The 17080-nt window shown below is 73.2% G+C and carries 15 protein-coding genes and 1 CRISPR repeat array; of the genes, 6 read left to right on the forward strand and 9 right to left on the reverse strand.

The genetic code is table 11. The features are described from left to right. Window positions 1–44: 44 nt before the first annotated feature. Window positions 45–965 (forward strand): carbohydrate kinase, encoded by a 921-nt coding sequence (locus tag Q0994_RS32070; protein ID WP_299541864.1) that lies wholly within the window; start codon window positions 45–47, stop codon window positions 963–965. Between the two features lie 80 nt (window positions 966–1045). Here the strand turns inward: Q0994_RS32070 and Q0994_RS32075 are convergent, their stop codons facing one another. After that, window positions 1046–1924: an SGNH/GDSL hydrolase family protein gene (locus Q0994_RS32075; RefSeq protein WP_299541866.1), complete on the reverse strand. Its 879-nt coding sequence runs from the start codon at window positions 1922–1924 to the stop codon at window positions 1046–1048. Window positions 1925–2229: 305 nt separating this feature from the next. Between Q0994_RS32075 and Q0994_RS32080 the strand changes: the two genes are divergently transcribed. Next, window positions 2230–2943: a DUF2470 domain-containing protein gene (locus tag Q0994_RS32080; RefSeq protein ID WP_299541868.1), complete on the forward strand. Its 714-nt coding sequence runs from the start codon at window positions 2230–2232 to the stop codon at window positions 2941–2943. A 14-nt stretch (window positions 2944–2957) separates the two neighbouring features. Here Q0994_RS32080 and Q0994_RS32085 read toward each other — a convergent pair whose 3' ends face one another. The 3 genes from Q0994_RS32085 to Q0994_RS32095 all read right to left on the reverse strand — a co-directional run bounded on the left by Q0994_RS32085 (window position 2958) and on the right by Q0994_RS32095 (window position 7605). Next, window positions 2958–4040, reverse strand: coding sequence for a WxL protein peptidoglycan domain-containing protein (locus Q0994_RS32085; protein ID WP_299541870.1), 1083 nt, complete (start codon window positions 4038–4040; stop codon window positions 2958–2960). A 171-nt stretch (window positions 4041–4211) separates the two neighbouring features. Further along, window positions 4212–6188, reverse strand: coding sequence for a metallophosphoesterase family protein (locus Q0994_RS32090; RefSeq protein ID WP_299541872.1), 1977 nt, complete (start codon window positions 6186–6188; stop codon window positions 4212–4214). Between the two features lie 205 nt (window positions 6189–6393). Further along, on the reverse strand, window positions 6394–7605 hold the full coding sequence (locus Q0994_RS32095) for a HupE/UreJ family protein (protein WP_299541874.1): 1212 nt from the start codon (window positions 7603–7605) through the stop codon (window positions 6394–6396). Window positions 7606–7843: 238 nt separating this feature from the next. On the opposite strand from Q0994_RS32095, the gene Q0994_RS32100 reads away from it, so the two are divergent. The 3 genes from Q0994_RS32100 (at window position 7844) to Q0994_RS32110 (ending at window position 10708) form a co-directional block, all read left to right on the forward strand. Then, window positions 7844–8512: a hypothetical protein gene (locus Q0994_RS32100; RefSeq protein WP_299541876.1), complete on the forward strand. Its 669-nt coding sequence runs from the start codon at window positions 7844–7846 to the stop codon at window positions 8510–8512. Window positions 8513–8906: 394 nt separating this feature from the next. Further along, complete coding sequence (locus Q0994_RS32105; protein WP_299541878.1) at window positions 8907–9662, forward strand: DUF4232 domain-containing protein; 756 nt, start codon at window positions 8907–8909, stop codon at window positions 9660–9662. Window positions 9663–9856: 194 nt separating this feature from the next. Continuing rightward, complete coding sequence (locus Q0994_RS32110) at window positions 9857–10708, forward strand: alpha/beta fold hydrolase (protein WP_299541880.1); 852 nt, start codon at window positions 9857–9859, stop codon at window positions 10706–10708. A gap of 127 nt (window positions 10709–10835) precedes the next feature. Here Q0994_RS32110 and Q0994_RS32115 read toward each other — a convergent pair whose 3' ends face one another. Next, window positions 10836–11969: an acyl-CoA dehydrogenase family protein gene (locus Q0994_RS32115; protein WP_299541882.1), complete on the reverse strand. Its 1134-nt coding sequence runs from the start codon at window positions 11967–11969 to the stop codon at window positions 10836–10838. A 274-nt stretch (window positions 11970–12243) separates the two neighbouring features. Between Q0994_RS32115 and Q0994_RS32120 the strand changes: the two genes are divergently transcribed. Further along, window positions 12244–12591, forward strand: a complete 348-nt coding sequence (locus tag Q0994_RS32120) for a VOC family protein (RefSeq protein WP_299541884.1) — start codon at window positions 12244–12246, stop codon at window positions 12589–12591. Window positions 12592–12751: 160 nt separating this feature from the next. Here the strand turns inward: Q0994_RS32120 and Q0994_RS32125 are convergent, their stop codons facing one another. The 4 genes from Q0994_RS32125 to Q0994_RS32140 all read right to left on the reverse strand — a co-directional run bounded on the left by Q0994_RS32125 (window position 12752) and on the right by Q0994_RS32140 (window position 15636). Further along, entirely contained in the window at window positions 12752–13018 is a 267-nt protein-coding gene (locus tag Q0994_RS32125) for a DUF4235 domain-containing protein (RefSeq protein ID WP_299541886.1), read from the reverse strand. Next, window positions 13015–13554: a DUF3618 domain-containing protein gene (locus tag Q0994_RS32130; protein ID WP_299541888.1), complete on the reverse strand. Its 540-nt coding sequence runs from the start codon at window positions 13552–13554 to the stop codon at window positions 13015–13017. Before Q0994_RS32130 ends, Q0994_RS32125 begins: the two co-directional genes overlap by 4 nt. Next, window positions 13551–13964, reverse strand: coding sequence for a phage holin family protein (locus Q0994_RS32135; RefSeq protein ID WP_299541890.1), 414 nt, complete (start codon window positions 13962–13964; stop codon window positions 13551–13553). Before Q0994_RS32135 ends, Q0994_RS32130 begins: the two co-directional genes overlap by 4 nt. A gap of 556 nt (window positions 13965–14520) precedes the next feature. Further along, complete coding sequence (locus tag Q0994_RS32140; RefSeq protein ID WP_299541892.1) at window positions 14521–15636, reverse strand: PP2C family protein-serine/threonine phosphatase; 1116 nt, start codon at window positions 15634–15636, stop codon at window positions 14521–14523. Between the two features lie 637 nt (window positions 15637–16273). After that, window positions 16274–17032: a CRISPR direct-repeat array (repeat unit 28 nt; unit sequence GACCCACCTCCGCTCGCGCGGAGAGCAC). Window positions 17033–17080: the final 48 nt, after the last annotated feature.

Below are 17080 nucleotides of genomic sequence, written 5' to 3' on the forward strand. Positions count from 1 at the left end.
GCGGGCGGGGCAGTAGCGGCTCCATTCCGGGGGACACTTCTGGCATGCTCGAATTGCTCGTCATCGGCGAATGCGTCGCCGACATCGTCCGGCGGCCGGACGAGGCCGACCGGGTGCACCCCGGCGGCAGCCCGGCCAACGTCGCCCACGGACTGGCCCGGTTGGGGAGACCGGTCACCCTGCACACCCAGCTGGGGGCCGACGAGGAGGGTCGGCTGATCACCGCGCACCTCGCCTCGGCCGGGGTGGCGGTGCGCACGGACGGTTCGCCGGGCCCGACCCCCAAAGCGGTGGTGACCCTCGACGCCGGGGGCCGCGCCACGTACGACTTCGACATCCACTGGACCCTCGCCCCGGTCCCGGACGGCACCGCGCCGGACCATGTCCACACCGGCTCGCTCGCGGCGGTGATGGCTCCCGGCGCGGACACCGTGCTCGCGCGGGTGGCGTCGCTGCGGGCCTCGGCCACCGTCTCGTACGACCCGAACGTGCGGCCGGAACTGATGGGCGACCACGCCGGGGCGGTCCGGCGCGTCGAGGAGTGCGTCGCGCTCGCCGACGTGGTCAAGGCGAGCGACGAGGACCTCGGGTGGCTCTACCCGGACCGGACGCCCGACGAGGTGGCTCGGGGCTGGCTGGAGTCGGACGGCCCCGCCCTGGTGCTGGTCACCCGGGGCGGGGAGGGGGCGTACGCCGTGACGCGGCGGGCCGGTGCCCGGATCGGCGCCTTTCCGGCGCGGGTGGTCGACACGGTGGGCGCGGGGGACGCCTTCATGGCCGGCGCCCTGCACGCGCTGGCCGCGCGCGGACTGCTCGGGCCCGACGGGCGGGCGGGGCTCCGGGCGATCGGCGAACCGGCGCTGACCGACGTCCTGCGGCACGGGGCGGCCGCCGCGTCCGTCGCCGTGGGCCGGGCGGGCGCCGACCCGCCGGACAACGCGGAGTTGCGGGCGGCGCTGGGCTGACACCCGACGGGCCCGCGCACGGTGAACGCCGTGCGCGGGCCCGGGTGTGGGGCGAGACTCCCCGAGGTGTGGCGCGCCGGTCAGTCCACCGAGGCGAGCACCGCGTCCGCCATCGCGCGCTCACCGGTCGCGTTGGGGTGGAACGGCGCGGCGCCCGAGGCGATCAGCGGTTCCATCCAGCGGGTGCCGGACGGCTTGCAGATGTCGTGCCCGACCGACTTGGTGTAGGTGTCCACGTAGGTCGCGCCACGGTCCGCGGCCTGCTTCGCGATCACGGAGTTGAGGCGCTTGTGGATGTCCCGCAGCCAGGGGGCGTCCTTCTTGGCGATCGACACCACGGACGGGCAGTTGGTGCCGTCGTCGGGCATGATCGCGGGGTATCCGGTGACCAGGATGCGGGCCTGCGGGGCGCGGGCCCGGATGCCGTCCACCGCCGCCGCGATCTTCGGCGCGGCGTTGTCGATCGTACGGGCGAGGGTGTCGGTGCCCGTCCAGGTGTAGGTCGTTCGGCACGGTGACCCGGACGGGTTCAGCAGGCCGAGGGCCACGCAGCGGACGATGATGTCGGCGAACCCCACGTCGTTGCCGCCGATGGTGAGGGTGACCAGGTCGGTGTCGGCGCTCAGCGCGTCGTACTGCGGCGGCGCGGAGGCGTTCTGGCTGGTCGTCAGGTGCACCGTGGTGGCGCCCCCGCACGTCACGTCACGCACGGCGGCCGGGGCGAGCGCCGCCGACACCAGGGACGGGTAGTTGCGGCTGGAGCGGGTGCAGGCGGTGTCGACCTGGTCGGGCACACCCGCCGCGGACGCGTACGAGTCGCCCAGGGCGACGTACCGCGCGACGCCGGAATCGGCCGCGACCGCCGGCGACCCGGCGAATCCCGCGGTGGCGACGAGTGCCGCGGTGGCGGAGGCGGTGGCGAGGGTGCGGGTGCGGCGGCTCGACAGGGATAAGCGCATGACGGTGCCTCTCGTGTGGGGAGAAGAGGAGCGCCCGCACCGGTGGTGCCGCCTCGGGAGGGGTCCCGTCCCCCGTCGCGGATACCGGACAAGCGCTTTCGCGCGGTTACTGACTGGTCGTACTGGCAGGTAAATATCCGGCCCGCCGACCCGAAGCGTCAAGACGTCGTGCGCAACTGCTCGGCACGGGCGGCGTGGGCGGCGCGCGGGACCCAGGGGGGTGTCCCGACCGCCGTCGGTGAGTTAGGTTAGGCATACCTAAGTAACCGGCTTGGGTCTCTTCGGCAGCCCTCTGGAGAACGTGGATGCGTCCTTTCACCACCCGTGCCGTCCGGCCGACCCCCGCCGAACGCATGCGGTCGATCCTGGCAGCGGCCCACTCGATGACCGTCGTCGCCGACGGCGTCGCCGACGAGGTGCACCGGCTCGACGGCGCCGGCGTGATGGGCCACGTCCACCTGCACGACCCCGGCGACCCGCCGGGCGCCGGAGCTGCCCCGCACGCCCCGCGCATCCCGGTGCGGCTGGAACTCACCGACATCGCGCCCACCCCGGTGCGCGACCGGCTGCGGGCCCGCGTCACGCTCACCGGACTGCTCGCCGCCCCGTACGAGGCCCGGTCCCCGGACAGCACCTGCGTGGAGTTCGGCCAAGCCGTCGTCGAGGACTCCGAAGGGCGCACCTTCGTCACCCTCGACGACCTGCAGGCGGTCGACCCCGACCCGATCGCCCCCTGCGAGGCGGACATGCTCACTCACCTCGTGGACGGCCACGGCGAACTCGTGCCGCTGCTGCTCCGGCTCGTCCGCCCGAAGCCGGAACGCGGCATGGTGCGCGCCGTCCCGCTGGCGATGGACCGGTACGGTCTGACGCTGCGCCTCGAGCACCGGCGCGCGCACCGGGACGTCCGGCTGCCGTTCCCGACCCCGGTCACCCACATCGACCAGGCGGGACCGCAACTCCACGCGCTGATCGCCGCCGCCCGCCGGTCGTCCCACTCCAGCGGACTGCCGGCCTGACGCCCCGCCCGGTCCTACCGGCCCGCGGACGAACCGGCCTCGTCCCGCAGGGCCCGCTCCACGGCCTCGCGCACCCGCTCGTCCTCGCGCCGGGCGCGCCGGGCGCGGGCGCGGCGCCCCCGGACGAACGCCGCCACCCCACCGGCGACCAGCAGGAACACGACGACCAGGAGGGTCCACGGCACCGCCCAGCCGTGCCCGGTGACCCGGACCGGTTCGAGGGACGTGGTGGAACCGGCGGCGTCCGTGACGAGCGGGGTGACGGCCACCGCGGCGGTGAGCCGCAGGGCCGGGGTCACGTCGCGGACCGGGACGGTGACCGTCCAGCGTTCGCCGGGCAGCAGCTCCGGAGGTGTGGCGATCTCGCCGGCCGAGGCCTCGAACAGGCCGAACGGGCCGCTGAGGGACACCTGCTGGGTGCCCGACAGCAGGGCGTTGCCGGTGTTGTGCAGCGTGTAGGTCACGGTGGCCCGGCCCCGCGCGAACGGGTTGGCCGAGCCGTCGTAGCCGAGGTGCACGTCCTCCACGGCGAGTGAGGGGCGCAGCGCTCCGCTGACCCGCACCTCGACGCGGATGCCGAGACGGCGGTCGACAGCGATGCCCTCCGTGTCGTCCGCCTGCTTGAGCGAGGTCAGGAGGCCGCCCACGTGGTCGCCGGGGGCGGCGCCGCGCGGGACGGTCACCGTGAACGGCACCTCGGCGCTCTTTCCGGGCGCCACGGTGACCGAGTCGCGCGCCGGACGGACCCAGGCGCCGACCGCTTTCGACTCCTTCTCCCGTGTGAGCAGGTCGAGTTGGCCCTTGTCGGTGGTGTAGCCGTCGGAGGCGTAGACCGCCAGGGTCAGCGGGGTGGCGCCGCCGTTGGTGACGACCATCGCGTCCTTCGTCGTACTGCCCGGATTGACGCCGTACGCGAAGCTCGACCGGTCGTCCCCGAAGTCGTTCCCGGCCGTCCGGACCGTCCAGGTGACGTCGCCCCCGGCCGCGCGGGCCGGAGCGGCGGATGCGCCGGTGACCACCGCGACGGCGAACAGGAGCAGGGCGACGGCCCGCGCCAGGGCGGGGCCGGTGCGGCGGTACGGGGGGCTTGCGAGCATGTCGGGTCTCTCTCGGACGCGGTGCGGGGGCGGTGCGGGGGCCGGGCGGGTCGGATCGGGGGAGCAGCGGGGCGTGCGGATACGTGACGGGGGAGGGGGACAGCGGGGATGTGTGGCGGGGAAGGGGACGGCGGGGCGGACCGGAGTCCGCCCCGCCGGTGGAGCGGTGGGTCAGCTGCTCAGCGCGGTGATCGTGAGGGTGGCGCGGTAGCCGCCCTTCGGCACGCTGTCCGGGATCTTCAGATCAAGATCCGCGCCCAGCTTGGCGGTGCCGCGGGCGTGGCCCTGCTCCGCGGAGCCGAGGCTCCGGGAGACGGCCAGACCCTGACCCCCGTCGTCGAAGCCCGAGGCGACCGGGGAGCCGGCCCGGGCGCCCGCGCCCTGGTCGAGAACGTACGGCGACCAGCCGAGGTACGAGCCGGCGAAGGTCTTCTCCGCGTCCTTGAACGCGGTCACGTCCGCCGAGACCGACCACGGCGACAGGGTGCGGCGGGTGTCGGAGACCAGGATCGGGTTGATCTTGCCGGAGGCGGTGAAGTGGTCACCGTTCGCCTCCTTGGCGGTACCGAGGTCCACCAGGCCGTTGTAGCCGTCGATGGTCCAGCCGAACTCGCCGGGCGCCGGGTTCGGCACGTTCACCTGGAGGGACTGACCGTCACCGTGGTACGGGTGGACCGACACCTTGTCGACGACCGAGCCGACCGGCTGCGCGGCAGTGGTGTTGGTGCACCAGTCGCCGTGCGAGACCTCGGAGTTGGGGGCGTCGCAGGTGCCGCTGCGGAGGTTCTCCACCACCAGCTTCTCGTCGCGCACCTGCACCTTGACGTAGCTGCGGACGTGCTCCTGGTTCTGCACCGAGTTGTACCAGTAGCTGTTCGGGTTCTTCGGGTCCGCACCGTTGCCCGCGCCGCTGGTGCCGCTGGAGTCGGGCTTGGTGATGTCGTAGTACTTCGACCCCGAGGCCGAGTTGGCGGTCACGTAGAGCACGCCGCCGGGGCCGGGGTAGACGTCGGCCTGACCCGGCTCCTCCTCCGGATCGGCCTTCGCGCCGTTCTTGATGAGGTAGCTGCGGGAATAGCTGTGGTCGTGGCCCTGGAGGACCAGGTCCACGCCCAGCTTGGAGAAGGTCGTCGGGAAGTCGACCCTGCGCGCCTTGTTGTCGCCGTCCTTGGCGTGCGAGGCGGGGGAGTAGATCGAGTGGTGGTAGACCAGCACCTTCCACTTGGCCTCGGAGCCGTGCTGCTCGATGACGTCGGTGACGTACTTGGTGTGCGCCTCGTCGCCCCCGCCGCCCTGGGAGGTGGCGTAGCTGTTGCTGTTGAGGTCGATGAACAGCACATCCTTGTAGATGTACCAGTAGTCGCCGCCCGAGGTGTTCGACGCCGGGTTGCCGTTGGCGTACTTCGAGCCCGAGCGGTCGGTGTTGGGCGTCGAGAAGTGCTGCTCGTACGCCTTTCCGCCGACGTCGTGGTTGCCGATGGTGGCCGCGAACGGGTACTGGCGCAACTGGTCGGGGGCCAGGAACGAATTCCACTGGGACTCGTTGTTGGCGCTCTCGACCTGGTCGCCGCCGGACACCAGGAGTTCGGCGTCCGGGTTGGCCCCGGTGGCCACGTCCAGGGTGTCCGCCCAGCCGGCCTGGTCCTGCGCCAGGTCGCCGGAGGAACCGATCTGCGGGTCCCCGAGGAACAGGAAGTCGTACGCGCCCTCGAAGTCCTGCGTTTTGAAGGAGTACGCGGCGGACCAGTTGCCCTCCGACCCGACGCGGTAGGAGTACGCCGTGTTCTCCTTCAGCCCGGTCAGGGTGGCGTGCCGGTTGAAGCCCCCGCTGGTGGCGATGTTCGCGGCGCCCAGCGCGTCGAAGACGGCCGCGTCGGCGGGGAACTCGCCGGCGGTGAGCTGCGCGGTGGGAGCGAGCTGCACCTTCTGCGCGGTGTCACCGGAGGAGTACCAGCTGACGGTGCGCTGGGTCTCGTTGGCGCCGACGCCGAGGATGATGCCGGAGAGGGTGGCGGACTCGGCCGCGCCCGCGGGCTGGGAGAGCCCGCCGGTGAAGGCGACGGCCAGTCCGAGGAGGGCGGCGGTGGCACCGGTGGCCGCGCGTCGCCGGGCGGGCCCCTGGGCCCGCGGGGAGGAGCTGGATCTCATGAAGTTTCGTTTCTTCTGTATGCAGACGGTGCGCATGTAGTGCACATCCAAAGGAGACCGCCACGTTCCCGGTGTCCGGTGAACGCCGATTGAATGCGATCTTGGCGAAGGCTGAACATCGCGGCTGTTCTGCGGTTTTGCCGCTCCTGTGACGGAATTTCCGGCTTTCCCGGGGGCTGCCTTGCCGGGAACTGCCGGACAGTCCTCAGCCGCCGACGACCCGCTGGACGAACCAGACGAGCCCCATGGCCGCCACGCCCGCCGACAACGCGCCGGTCGCCCACCGGGCGGCGCGCGGGGAGCGGCGGCCGCAGAGCAGCAACAGCGGGAACAGCACGGCGATGACACCGAGCTGAACCGCCTCGATGCCGAGGTTGAACACCAGCAGCGACCACAGCAGGGTCCACGACCAGGCTGCTTCGATGCCGAGCGCGCCCGCGAAGCCGAGACCGTGGACGAGACCGAAGCAGAACACGACACCGAGCCGGATCCAGCCGGCGCGGTCCAGGCTCAGCCGGCCCGTGCCTACGGCCGGTGCCTCCGCGTCACCCGCGCCCCTGCCGCGCAGGCGCCGCAGGTGCCAGCCGGCGACCACCGCGATGGACAGCGCGATGACGGGCTCCACCAGACCCGCGGGAACCTCGACCAGGCCGAGCGCCGCCAGCAGGAAGGTCACCGAGTGGGCCAGCGTGAAACTGGTGGCGGCGAGGACGACTTCGCGCGGCCGGCGGGATCCGGCGATGAGCGCGAGCAGGAACAGAATGTGGTCGGTGCCGGTCAGCAGGTGCTCGGCGCCCAGGCGGAAGAACTCCCAGAAGCGCTGCGTCCAGGACTGGCCGATCCCGAACGACGGGTGCCCGCCGTCCAGGGCGGCGCTGCCGGTCCGGCCGCCGAGGTCGTAGGTGACGATCGACTTGACACCCTTGACGTACCCCTCGGAGTCGGGGAACAGATCGCTGCGGATCTCGACATCACCCGTGCCGTGCGCGGCGCAGGCCCGGTCGAGGGTCAACAGGGCGTAGGGAACGCCCTCTTCGCGGCCGATCCGGAACGCACCTGCCCGGACCGGCTCGCACGCCCCGTCGTCCGGGGTGACGGTGAACCGGCGGGTGACGTAGTCGAGCACCGTCGCCCGGTGGGCCTCCAGGGCTTCGGCGCGGGCGTCGGCGTCCCCGGATTCGAAGGCGTCCGTCCCGTCCCGGAAGAGGTCGTCGTCAAAACCGGCGTCGGCCGCCGAGACGATGAGCAGGTCGTACTCCAGTTTCAGATCCGTGCGGACCACGCCGTCACCGGGAGCGGTGACGTGGGCGTACACGGTGGAGGTGAAGCCGTGGGCGGCGGCGGGCCGCACCAGGCCGAGAGTGATGAGAACCGCCGCGACGAGGGCGAGCAGAGGGCGGCGGACACGTGGTGACATGGGACTCCTTGAGGTTGCCCGTGCACCGTGCGGGTCGCGGATGAACCGGAGGCGGCCGTCCGGCGAAGCGTGTGAAAACAAGCGTTCGATCGCCCGTGCGCACGTGGAGATCGCGTGGACGGACGGCGCAGGATGAGGGAAAGCGGCTCCCGAACGGCTCCGCCCCACCCGCATGCCGGGCCCGTCACCAGCACCTTCGTGCGGTCGGGGCCGGCCCCTTTCCCGGAGGACGATCCTCTTGCCCCGCCCGCGCCTGGCCGCCGCACTCGCCGTGGCCGCCGCCCTGCTCACCGGCTGCGCCTCCGGTGACGACTGGTCCGAGCCGCACCCCAGCCCCTCCGCCGTCGGCGCACCGGGCGCGGGCTTCGTCGACGGGCCCGGAGAGCCCGCCCCGGAGTCGACCGTCACCCCGGAACCCGGCTCCTGGGCCCGGGTGCGGCCCTCGGCCGGGATGCGCGTCGTACTGCTCACGGCGGGTCAGGACCGCCCGACGAAAACTTTGGTGGAAGCGGTCCGCGCGTGGGCCGAGGCCGAGGACGTCGACCTGCGCACGGTGACCGCGGCCGACGGGACCGACCTCCTGCCCGCCGTGACCCGCGCCGTCGATCTCCGCCCCGACCTCGTCGTCAGCGCAGGGAACGACCTCATCGACCCACTGGCCGCGGTCACCCCGAGCCACCTCGACCAGCGGTTCCTGGTGGTGGGCGCGGAACTTGCCGAACCCACCCACAACGTGACCGCGGTCGACTGGACCGGAGGGTCGTTCCGCGGCGAAGGACTCGGCATGTCCTCGACCTACGACCCCGCCTCCTTCACCGAAGCCCGCTGCGCCGCCGCCGTACGGGCGGGCGCGGCGGCGGTGCTGACCGGGCACACCGGCATCGTGGTGTGGCTCGACGAGTACTGAGCGGCCTGTGCGGGCGAGCCGGACGGGCGGCTCGACGGGGCGGGGCCTCGACGGGGCGGGGCGCCTCGGCGGGGTGGGGCCTCGACGGGGCGGAGTCTCGGCGGGGCGGGTGGCTCGGGCGGGCGGCGGCTCGGGCGGGGCCGGGGCTGCGGGGCCGGGGTCGGGGCCGGGATTCTGCGGGGACCCGTCGCCGTCCCGACCGCTTGGCCCACGACCCGGTATCCGGACGCGGAACGCCGCGGCGCAGCCGGCCCTCTTCATGAAGGAGGGCGACGCGCCGGACCGAATCCGTGCAACTGACGGCTCGTCCATGTGCAGTAGAGGCAGTCCTCTTCCGGTGCGCCCGCGGCGTACCGGCGGGCGCACACGATCCACACCACGGGGAGAACCACGCATGTACCGTCTCAGCCACAGTCGGACCACCCGCGCCACCGTCCTGGGCGCCGCGACCCTGCTCGCCGCACTCACCCTGACCGCCTGCCAGCAGGAGGCCGACGGGGCGGTCGACGACTCCGGATCGCAGCCGACCGCCACGGCCGCCACCCCCACCGGCTCTCCGGTCCCCGGCTCCGCAGCGACCGGCTCCCCGGACGGTGATGGGAGCGCTTCGGACTCCGGCTCCGGCTCCGGCTCCGGCTCCGGCTCCGGAACCGGAACCGCCGCGTCCGGGTCCGGGTCCGGGAAGCAGCCGGCCTCGGGCGACGACTCGGCCAAGGAGGCGGGACCCGTCACCCGTGCGTGCGACGGCGGCAACACCAAGGCGACGCTCACACCCGTGGCCCGTCCCGTGAACCACATGCTGCTCACGATCACCAACACCGGTTCGGGCGCGTGCAACGCCTACTTCTACCCGTACCTGCGGTTCAGCGAGGCGCAGGCCGTCCCGCAGGTCTACGAGGAGAGTCGGCCCCAGGCCGTGGTCACCCTTGGGCCCGGGGAGTCCGGGTACGCCGGAGTCACGACCTCCTCGGCCGACGGCAGCGGTAGCGGCGGCTACTCCACCAAGAGCCTGACCGTGAGCTTCCAGGGCCGGGGCTCCGGCTCGGCCGGCCCGTCGGCGAACGTACCGCTCGGCAAGGCGGTGTACGTCGACAGCACGCTGACCGTCACCTACTGGCAGACCGGTGCCGACGACGCGCTGACGTACTGACCGGCCGCCCCGGGATGTTGCTCTCCGGACCGACTGCCCCGGGAAGTTGACCTCCGGACCGACCGACTCCCGTCGCCCGGCATGCCGACGGGCACGGACCGTACCCATCGGTGCCGTCCGTGCCCGCGGCCCTTGGTCCGCCCCGGCGGCCTTCCCGCTTGTCCCCGGCCGCGCGCTGTTGCAGGGTGGTCCGCATGCCTATACCGACCTTCGTCCTCGTCCACGGAGCCTTCGCGAACTCCTTTTCCTTCGCGCCCCTCCAGGCCGAACTGGCACTGCTGGGGCACCGGTCCCTCGCGGTCGACCTGCCGGGCCACGGGTTCGGGGCGACCTTCCCGGAGGGGTACCAGGCGCCCCAGGACTTCGCCGCGCTGGCCGGCGCCCCCGGCTCGCTCCGGGGCGTCACCCTCGCCGACAACGTCGCCCGGCTGATCGAGGTACTGGAGCGGGCCAAGCGGAACGGACCGGTCGTCCTCGTCGGTCACAGCAGGGGAGGCATCACCCTCACCGCCGCCGGCAACGCCCGCCCGGACCTGATCGACCGGATCGTCTACGTCTCCGCCTGGTGCCCCGTCGAACTGGACGCCAACGACTACTACGCCGAACCGGAGATGGCGACCGTCGACCCCGCCGCCTTCGCCCCCGCGCTGCTCGGCCACCCGGCCGAACTCGGTCTGATCCGTACCAACTTCCGCACGGCGGACCCGAAGACGCTCGCCGCGTTCAAGCACGCGTTCGCCGCCGACCTCACCGACGACGAGTTCCGCACGTTCCTCAACACCTTCCAGCCGGACGAGAACCTCGACGCGGGCTCCGCCTCGGACCGTGCGCAGGCGTCGAGTTGGGGAAAGATTCCCCGGACGTTCGTGCGGCTGGAGGACGACGCCAGCCTGCCGCTCGCCCTTCAGGACCGGCTGATCCGCGAGGCCGACGCGCTCACGCCCAACAACCCGTTCGACGTGCGGACCCTGGGAGGGAGCCACCTGCGCTGGCTCGTCCACCCGGAGGCCGCCGCAGGGGTGCTCGGCGAGCTCGCCACGTACTGACGCTCCCGGCCCCGACCTCGACCCCGCAGCCGTCGTCGTCCTTGCTCATTCGCTCCGGCGTCCCACCACGTCGGTCTTCGGAGCCGTCGTCACGTCGCTCGACCGTCCCGTCGCTCCACCGTCCCCGTCACCCTGCCTCCCCGTTCAGGCCGTCCAGCGTGATGTCGGCCATCGCCGAACGGAGTTGCGGCGTCTGCGCCTTGATCAGGTGGAACAGCGCCTCGCGCGCCAGCCGGCCGGCGGTGTCGCCGTACCGGACGGCGCGACCGCCGGTGGCCGCCACGCCTGCGGTGGCCGCCCGTACGCCCAGGTCCAGAACGGCGGCCCGGATCCTGGTCCGGGCCGCCACCTCCTGCTCGGCCGGCACCTCGTCCCGCAGCGCGTAGGCCTCGGTCCGCAGTCGGGCCCCCTCGTCCGCCAGCCGGTGGGCCAGGCGCTCGTACGAGGTTGCTGCCCGGGGAGCGGCCGAGAGCAGGAGGTCCACGACGGCACGCAGATGCCCGAAGACCGCCGGCTGGGCGTTCGCGTTCTCCAGGTCGTAGTCGTGCGCCCACCCCTGCCTCGGCGCGACCGAGATCACGTCATCGTCCGGCACGGCGACCTCCCGCAGCTCCAGAGCCGCCGTGTGGGTCCCGCCCATCGCCCACAGCGGGGGCGAGTCGACGGCGGCCGGGCCGCCGCCCGGCCCCGGCCCGCAGTCCATCCGGACGAAGAGCGCCCGGTCGTCCGGGGCCACGGCGCCGACGATCGCGGTGTCCGCGATTCCCCAGCCGGTCATCCAGGGGATGCGGCCGGTGAGCCGCCAGCCCCCCTCCACTTTCCGCGCGGTGACGGGCGGTCGCGGCTGGCGCAGATAGGCGTAGCCGGCGGTGGCGATCGTCCCCCCGGTGACGAGTTCCGGCGTCCAGGCCTCCCGCAGACGGGTGTTGGGGCTCTTGAACAGCGCTTTCACCAGGGCGAAGTGCTGGGTGTACACGAACCAGGTGGACGGGTCCACGGCGGACAGGATCTCGTGCACCTCCCGCATCACCTGGCGCCCGGTGCAGCCGCCCGACGGCGCCGGTTCGTACCTGACCAGGCCGAAGGCTCCGCACCGCGCGAGTGCGTCCAGATGCGACCGCGGCACCCCCTCCACGGCGGTGCGTTCGGCGGCCGGCCGCAAGATGTTCAGTGCCACACCGCGGACCGCCGCGACCAGCGGCTCGTCCCGCACCTCCGGTGCGGTGGCCAGCGCGGTCCCTTCGCCCGGTGCCTCGCTCATCGTCGATCCCTCTCGTCCGTCCACCGGGCGGGCCCGTCCCGCCCGGTGGACTCTCCCCCGCGAAGTGCCCGTGCACGCGGTCCGACCCGACCGGGCCGGCGGAGGCGCGACGGGGGCGGGGGCGACGGGGCGGGTGGCGCAGGGGCGACGCAGGGCTGGGGCGACGGGGCGGGTGACGCAGAGCCGGACGGCGGGGCGGCTCGGCGGGGCCGCCGGTCGCGCGGCCCGGCGCGGCGGGCCGCGGGGCGGAGCGGAGCCTTCGTACGATGGAAGCGTGGCCATCGACCTGTTCGCCGGTATCCCGGTCAGCGACCTCCCGGCGGCACTCGCCTGGTACGAGCGTCTGCTCGGCGGTCCGCCGGCGTTCTTCCCCAACGACGTCGAGGCCGTCTGGGAGCTCGCCGAACACCGGTATCTCTACGTCGAACTCCTGCCGGAGCGTGCGGGCCGCGCCCTGCACACCCTGTTCGTGGGGGACTTCGACGCGCGCCTCGCCGAGATCGCCGAGCGAGGGCTGCGCCCGGCGAGCGTGGAGACCTACGAGAACGGGGTCCGCAAGGCGATCTTCCGCGACCCGGACGGCAACGAGACCGGCTTCGGCGGCGCCCCGCTACCGGAGTGACCCGGATCGGGCTGGGCAACCGGATCGGGCCGTGGAACCGGATCGGGCCGTGGAACCGGTAGCTGGAGCGGGCCCGTACGGCGGAGGACGCTGGGCTCGCACGACGGAGCGGTGCCGGGCCCGCGGAACACGCGGGTCCCGGCACCGCGGGCCGACTGTGTCAGCCGGGCCAGACGCCCGTCAGGCGGCGCGTGGCGACGGCGCCCGAGCGGTCGACGGCGGCCTTGACCACGGCGAAGATCGCTCCCTGGATGGCGGCCGCCAGAAGGATCTGCGGCCAGGACCGTTCCTCGTCCGTGGCGTTGGGGGCGTCGCCCTCGCCCTCGACGATCTTCCACGTCTGCTTGAACGCGGCGCCCGCGATCATGCCGCTCACCGCGCCGAGGGCCATGCCGACCGGCTTGTAGGCGATTTTGGAGGCCTTCACCGGCGCCCCCGGCGCACCAGCAGGAAGGCGGCGAGCGCCGCTCCTCCGGCGAGCAGAGGGGTGCGGTTGGCGCGGGCGAAGGCCACGGCACGGTCCGCCTTCTCGAGCAGCGGGTCGGGGGTCTTCTCCGCCGCGTAGTGACCGGCCCTGGTCGCGCCCTCCCGCACCTGCGTCGCGGCCTGGAGGGTCTTCTCCCGTACCGGCTCGGGGGTCTTGTCCTTGACGAGCTGGGCTGCCTGCTCCGCCTTCCCCCGGATCTGCTCGGCCACCAGGGCCGCCTTCTCCGAGGCCTGTTCCTTGGCGGCGGTCGTCTTCTCCTTGGCCTGCTCCTTCACGGCCTCGGTCTTCTCCTTGGCCTGGGCCTTGACCGCCTCGGTCTTCTCCTTGGCCTGGGCCTTGACGTCGGCCTTGGCCGCCAGCGCCTCGACGGTCTGCCCGAGTTCGTCGCGTGTCCGCTCGACCTGCTCGCGCAGCTCCTTCGGGTCGGAGGCGTCGGGGACGGGGGTGCCTATGTTGGTCCTGGACTCTTCGTTCATCGGTGTGCCTTTTCCTTGATCTCGGCCAGGTCGGCCTTGACGCTGTCGACGGTCTGCTCGGGCGTGGGGGATCCGGCCTCGGCGATCTGCTTCTTGCCGGCCAGCGCGGCAACGGCGGCCGCCACCGCCAGTACCGCCGTGACGATGAGGGCCGACGCCCACACCGGCAGGACCAGTGCGAGGGCCGCGATGACGGTCGCGATCAGGGCCTGGGCCGCCAGGACCCCGAGGAAGCCCGCGGCGCCGAAGAGGCCGCCACCCTTCCCGTACCGCTTGCCCTTCTGGGTCATCTCGGCGCGAGCCAGCCGCATCTCCTCGCGGACCAGCTCCGACATCTGCTGCGAGGCACGCGACACCAGCACGCTCACCGAGTCGTCGGTGGCGTGGGCCTGCCGCTCTGCGATGCTCATGGCGGGGTCACCCTGTCTTCCTCTGTCGGTCGGGATCGTCGGCTGCACGGGAGCGCCCGGCTCGGAAGCCGACCGCTCCACCCGTACCTCCTCGTCGAGCCGTGCACGCCGTTCTCCCGGCTCGGGTACCCAGCAACGGGCCGGACACCCGTCCCGGTTCGGGAAGTTCGGGGAAGTCGGACGGCGGGGCGGGCCGGGCGCCGCTCTACGGCCCGGAGTGGGCGGTGGTCGGAGCGTTTTCGGCCGGGGGGCGACGGCCGACGACTTCGTACGTTTTCGTAAGTTTTCGTGCGTTCCGGCGGGTCCATCGGCCGTCGTGCCCGCAGGGTCGGGCGGCCAGGGACGACGGAGGCCGGGCGGTGAGCGTGCCGCCGCGTCAGGGGAGGGTGGGTGCCCGGTTGCCCGGTTGCCCTCGGCTCGCGTGGCCGTGGGGGTCGTGGCCGGTGGCCGGTGACTGGTGAAAGCGGGGGGACGGGTCGGCCGCGGGCGGTCGTCGCGTGGGGAGCGGGAGAGCGGGGGAGCAGAGCTGTGGGGGAACGGAGGTACGGGAGTGCGGTCAGCCGCGCTGGTCGTCGCCGGGGGCGAGGTTGAAGCGGAGCAGCAGGAGCGCGGCGTCGTCGTTGAGCGGCCCTCCGGTGTGGCGGGCGAGCGCCTTGCGCAGCGCGGTCAGGTCGTGGTCCAGGTCGCGGTGGCCCAAGCGGCGGACGATCTGGGGGAGCGCGAAGAACGCGCCGTGCCGGTTGCGGGCCTCCGTCGTACCGTCCGTGTAGAACAACAGCCGGTCACCAGGCTCCAGACGGATCCTGCCGGACCCTGAATCGTCGAGGGGGATCCTGCCCAGCCCGTGCGGAAGGCCCAGCGGCGGTCCCGGCACCTCCGGCCCGACGGCCCGCACCGACGCATCCGTCCTGCGGACCAGGGGTGGCGGATGCCCGAAGTTCAGCAATGTCACCTCCCCGCCCGGCGTGCAGTCCGCGAGCACGGCGGTCACGAACTTCTCGGTGTGCTCCCGGCGCTTCAGGGCCTCCTCGATGTGCTGCGCCACGTCGCTGAGTCCGCCGGTCCCCGGTGCCGCTGCCCGGAACGCGGTCAGCACCGTGACAGCGGTCCTGACCGCCGTCAGCCCTTTGCCCTGTACGTCCCCGACGAGCAGGCGCGTCCTCCCGTCCGGCATCGTCAGTGCTTCGTACAGGTCCCCGCCGATCCGGGCCCCCACCGTCGCCGAGGTGTACGACACCGCGAGCTCGATCCGGCCGTTGACCCGCGGCACCGGCCCCAGGATCACCTCCTGCGCCACGTCGGCGACGGCCCGCACGTCCACCAACTCCCGCTTGGTCTGCTGATGCGCCTCCCCGGCCCGGACCCGTACCGCCGAGGTCTGCGCGGCGGCCAGCGTGACGAAGGCGACGGCCCCCAGCGCGGCCCACCCGCGGCCCGCCCACGAGACCTCGTCCGCCAACACCACGCCGAGACACACCGCGAGAGCGACCCCGCCCGTCATGAGCACCGCCCGCGGCCGGCCCGTGGCGGCGGTGAGTGCGGGCGGCGCGGCCAGCAGGGACAGCAGCACCGCGGACTGCGCCAGGACGTCGACCAGTACCACCGCCACGATGATCGCGTACGGCACCAGAGCCGCCCAGCGCACGGCGCGGCTGACCCGTCGGCCATTCACGAGCCGACCCCCGCCGCACCCTGATGCCGACCGGGATCGGCTGCGGCGGCGGGCCTGCGGGGGAGGGGTGGGGAGGATCCGCGCGGGGGCGTGCGGGCTCGGCTGCGCGGGGCGGACAGGGCGGCTAGGAGGGACGGAGCGGGTGGGACGGTCGGCGCGGGGAGGGACGCCGTCCGCCGGGTCGTCGGGGGTGCAGGGGGCACGGGGGTCTCCGGGGGCTGTACGTGGGCGGGGCGCGCGGGTCCGAGAGCTGCGGGGTCGGGTATGAGCGGACCGGATATGACGAGCCGCCACCGCAGCTCTCTCGGCGGCGGCCTCGCGCGCAGGCCCTCACCGCACCGAGCACGCACGACGCCGAGACGCTTCAACACTCCGTTGGCCTCCGGCACGGCGCGATCGTAGACCGGCCCGACGCCTGGTCAGGGGTGGCGCGCTGGGAGGCGGGGCCGAGCGGCGCCAGGCTCGGGGCTGGCGGCTTTGGGGACCCGGCGGGCTGTACGCCGGATTGCGGTGCCCGAGGGCCGCCGCCGATCGCGGAGGGGTGGCCGGATACGTCGGGAGCGGCGACGGGCCTGCGGGGGCCGCCTCGGTTCCGGGGAGAACACGGAGCGGACTGCCACGTTGTTGGCCTTCAGGACGGTCAACCTCCACGCGCGCGGAGAGCACGACTTGCCCATGTTCGTTGCCCGCGATCAGCGACCCACCTCCGCTCGCGCGGAGAGCACACGTTCGTCGCCGTCGCCACGACCGGCGCGAACGACCCACCTCCGCTCGCGCGGAGAGCATGCAGGCGGTGACACGCCTACGGGGTCCGCTGATGACCCACCTCCGCTCGCGCGGAGAGCACGACGTCGACCACTTCGTCCCGCTGGCCGAGGTCGACCCACCTCCGCTCGCGCGGAGAGCACATTGCCGCCAAGGCGGAGGCCGAGAACCGCGACGACCCACCTCCGCTCGCGCGGAGAGCACAATGAGCACCAGGCGGTGGGCGCCGGGCCCGATGACCCACCTCCGCTCGCGCGGAGAGCACGACAGCCTGACCACCTACGATCTGGCCATCGACGACCCACCTCCGCTCGCGCGGAGAGCACCGGACGAGCTGGTGGCCGAGATGCACGAGCGCCGACCCACCTCCGCTCGCGCGGAGAGCACGTCGGAGCGGTCGGTGATCGCTCACAAGGAACTGACCCACCTCCGCTCGCGCGGAGAGCACATGGCGCCGTACTTGTACGCACCCAGGGTCCGCGACCCACCTCCGCTCGCGCGGAGAGCACTTCGCCGCGCCTGCGTCCGCATCCACGAACACCGACCCACCTCCGCTCGCGCGGAGAGCACCTGCTCAAAGTCGTCCCCCGGGGTGAGTCCGCCGACCCACCTCCGCTCGCGCGGAGAGCACACCGTGGGCAAGTTCATCCTGCTCGACACCCGCGACCCACCTCCGCTC

Source organism: uncultured Streptomyces sp. (assembly GCF_947488945.1).
Lineage (GTDB): Bacteria > Actinomycetota > Actinomycetes > Streptomycetales > Streptomycetaceae > Streptomyces.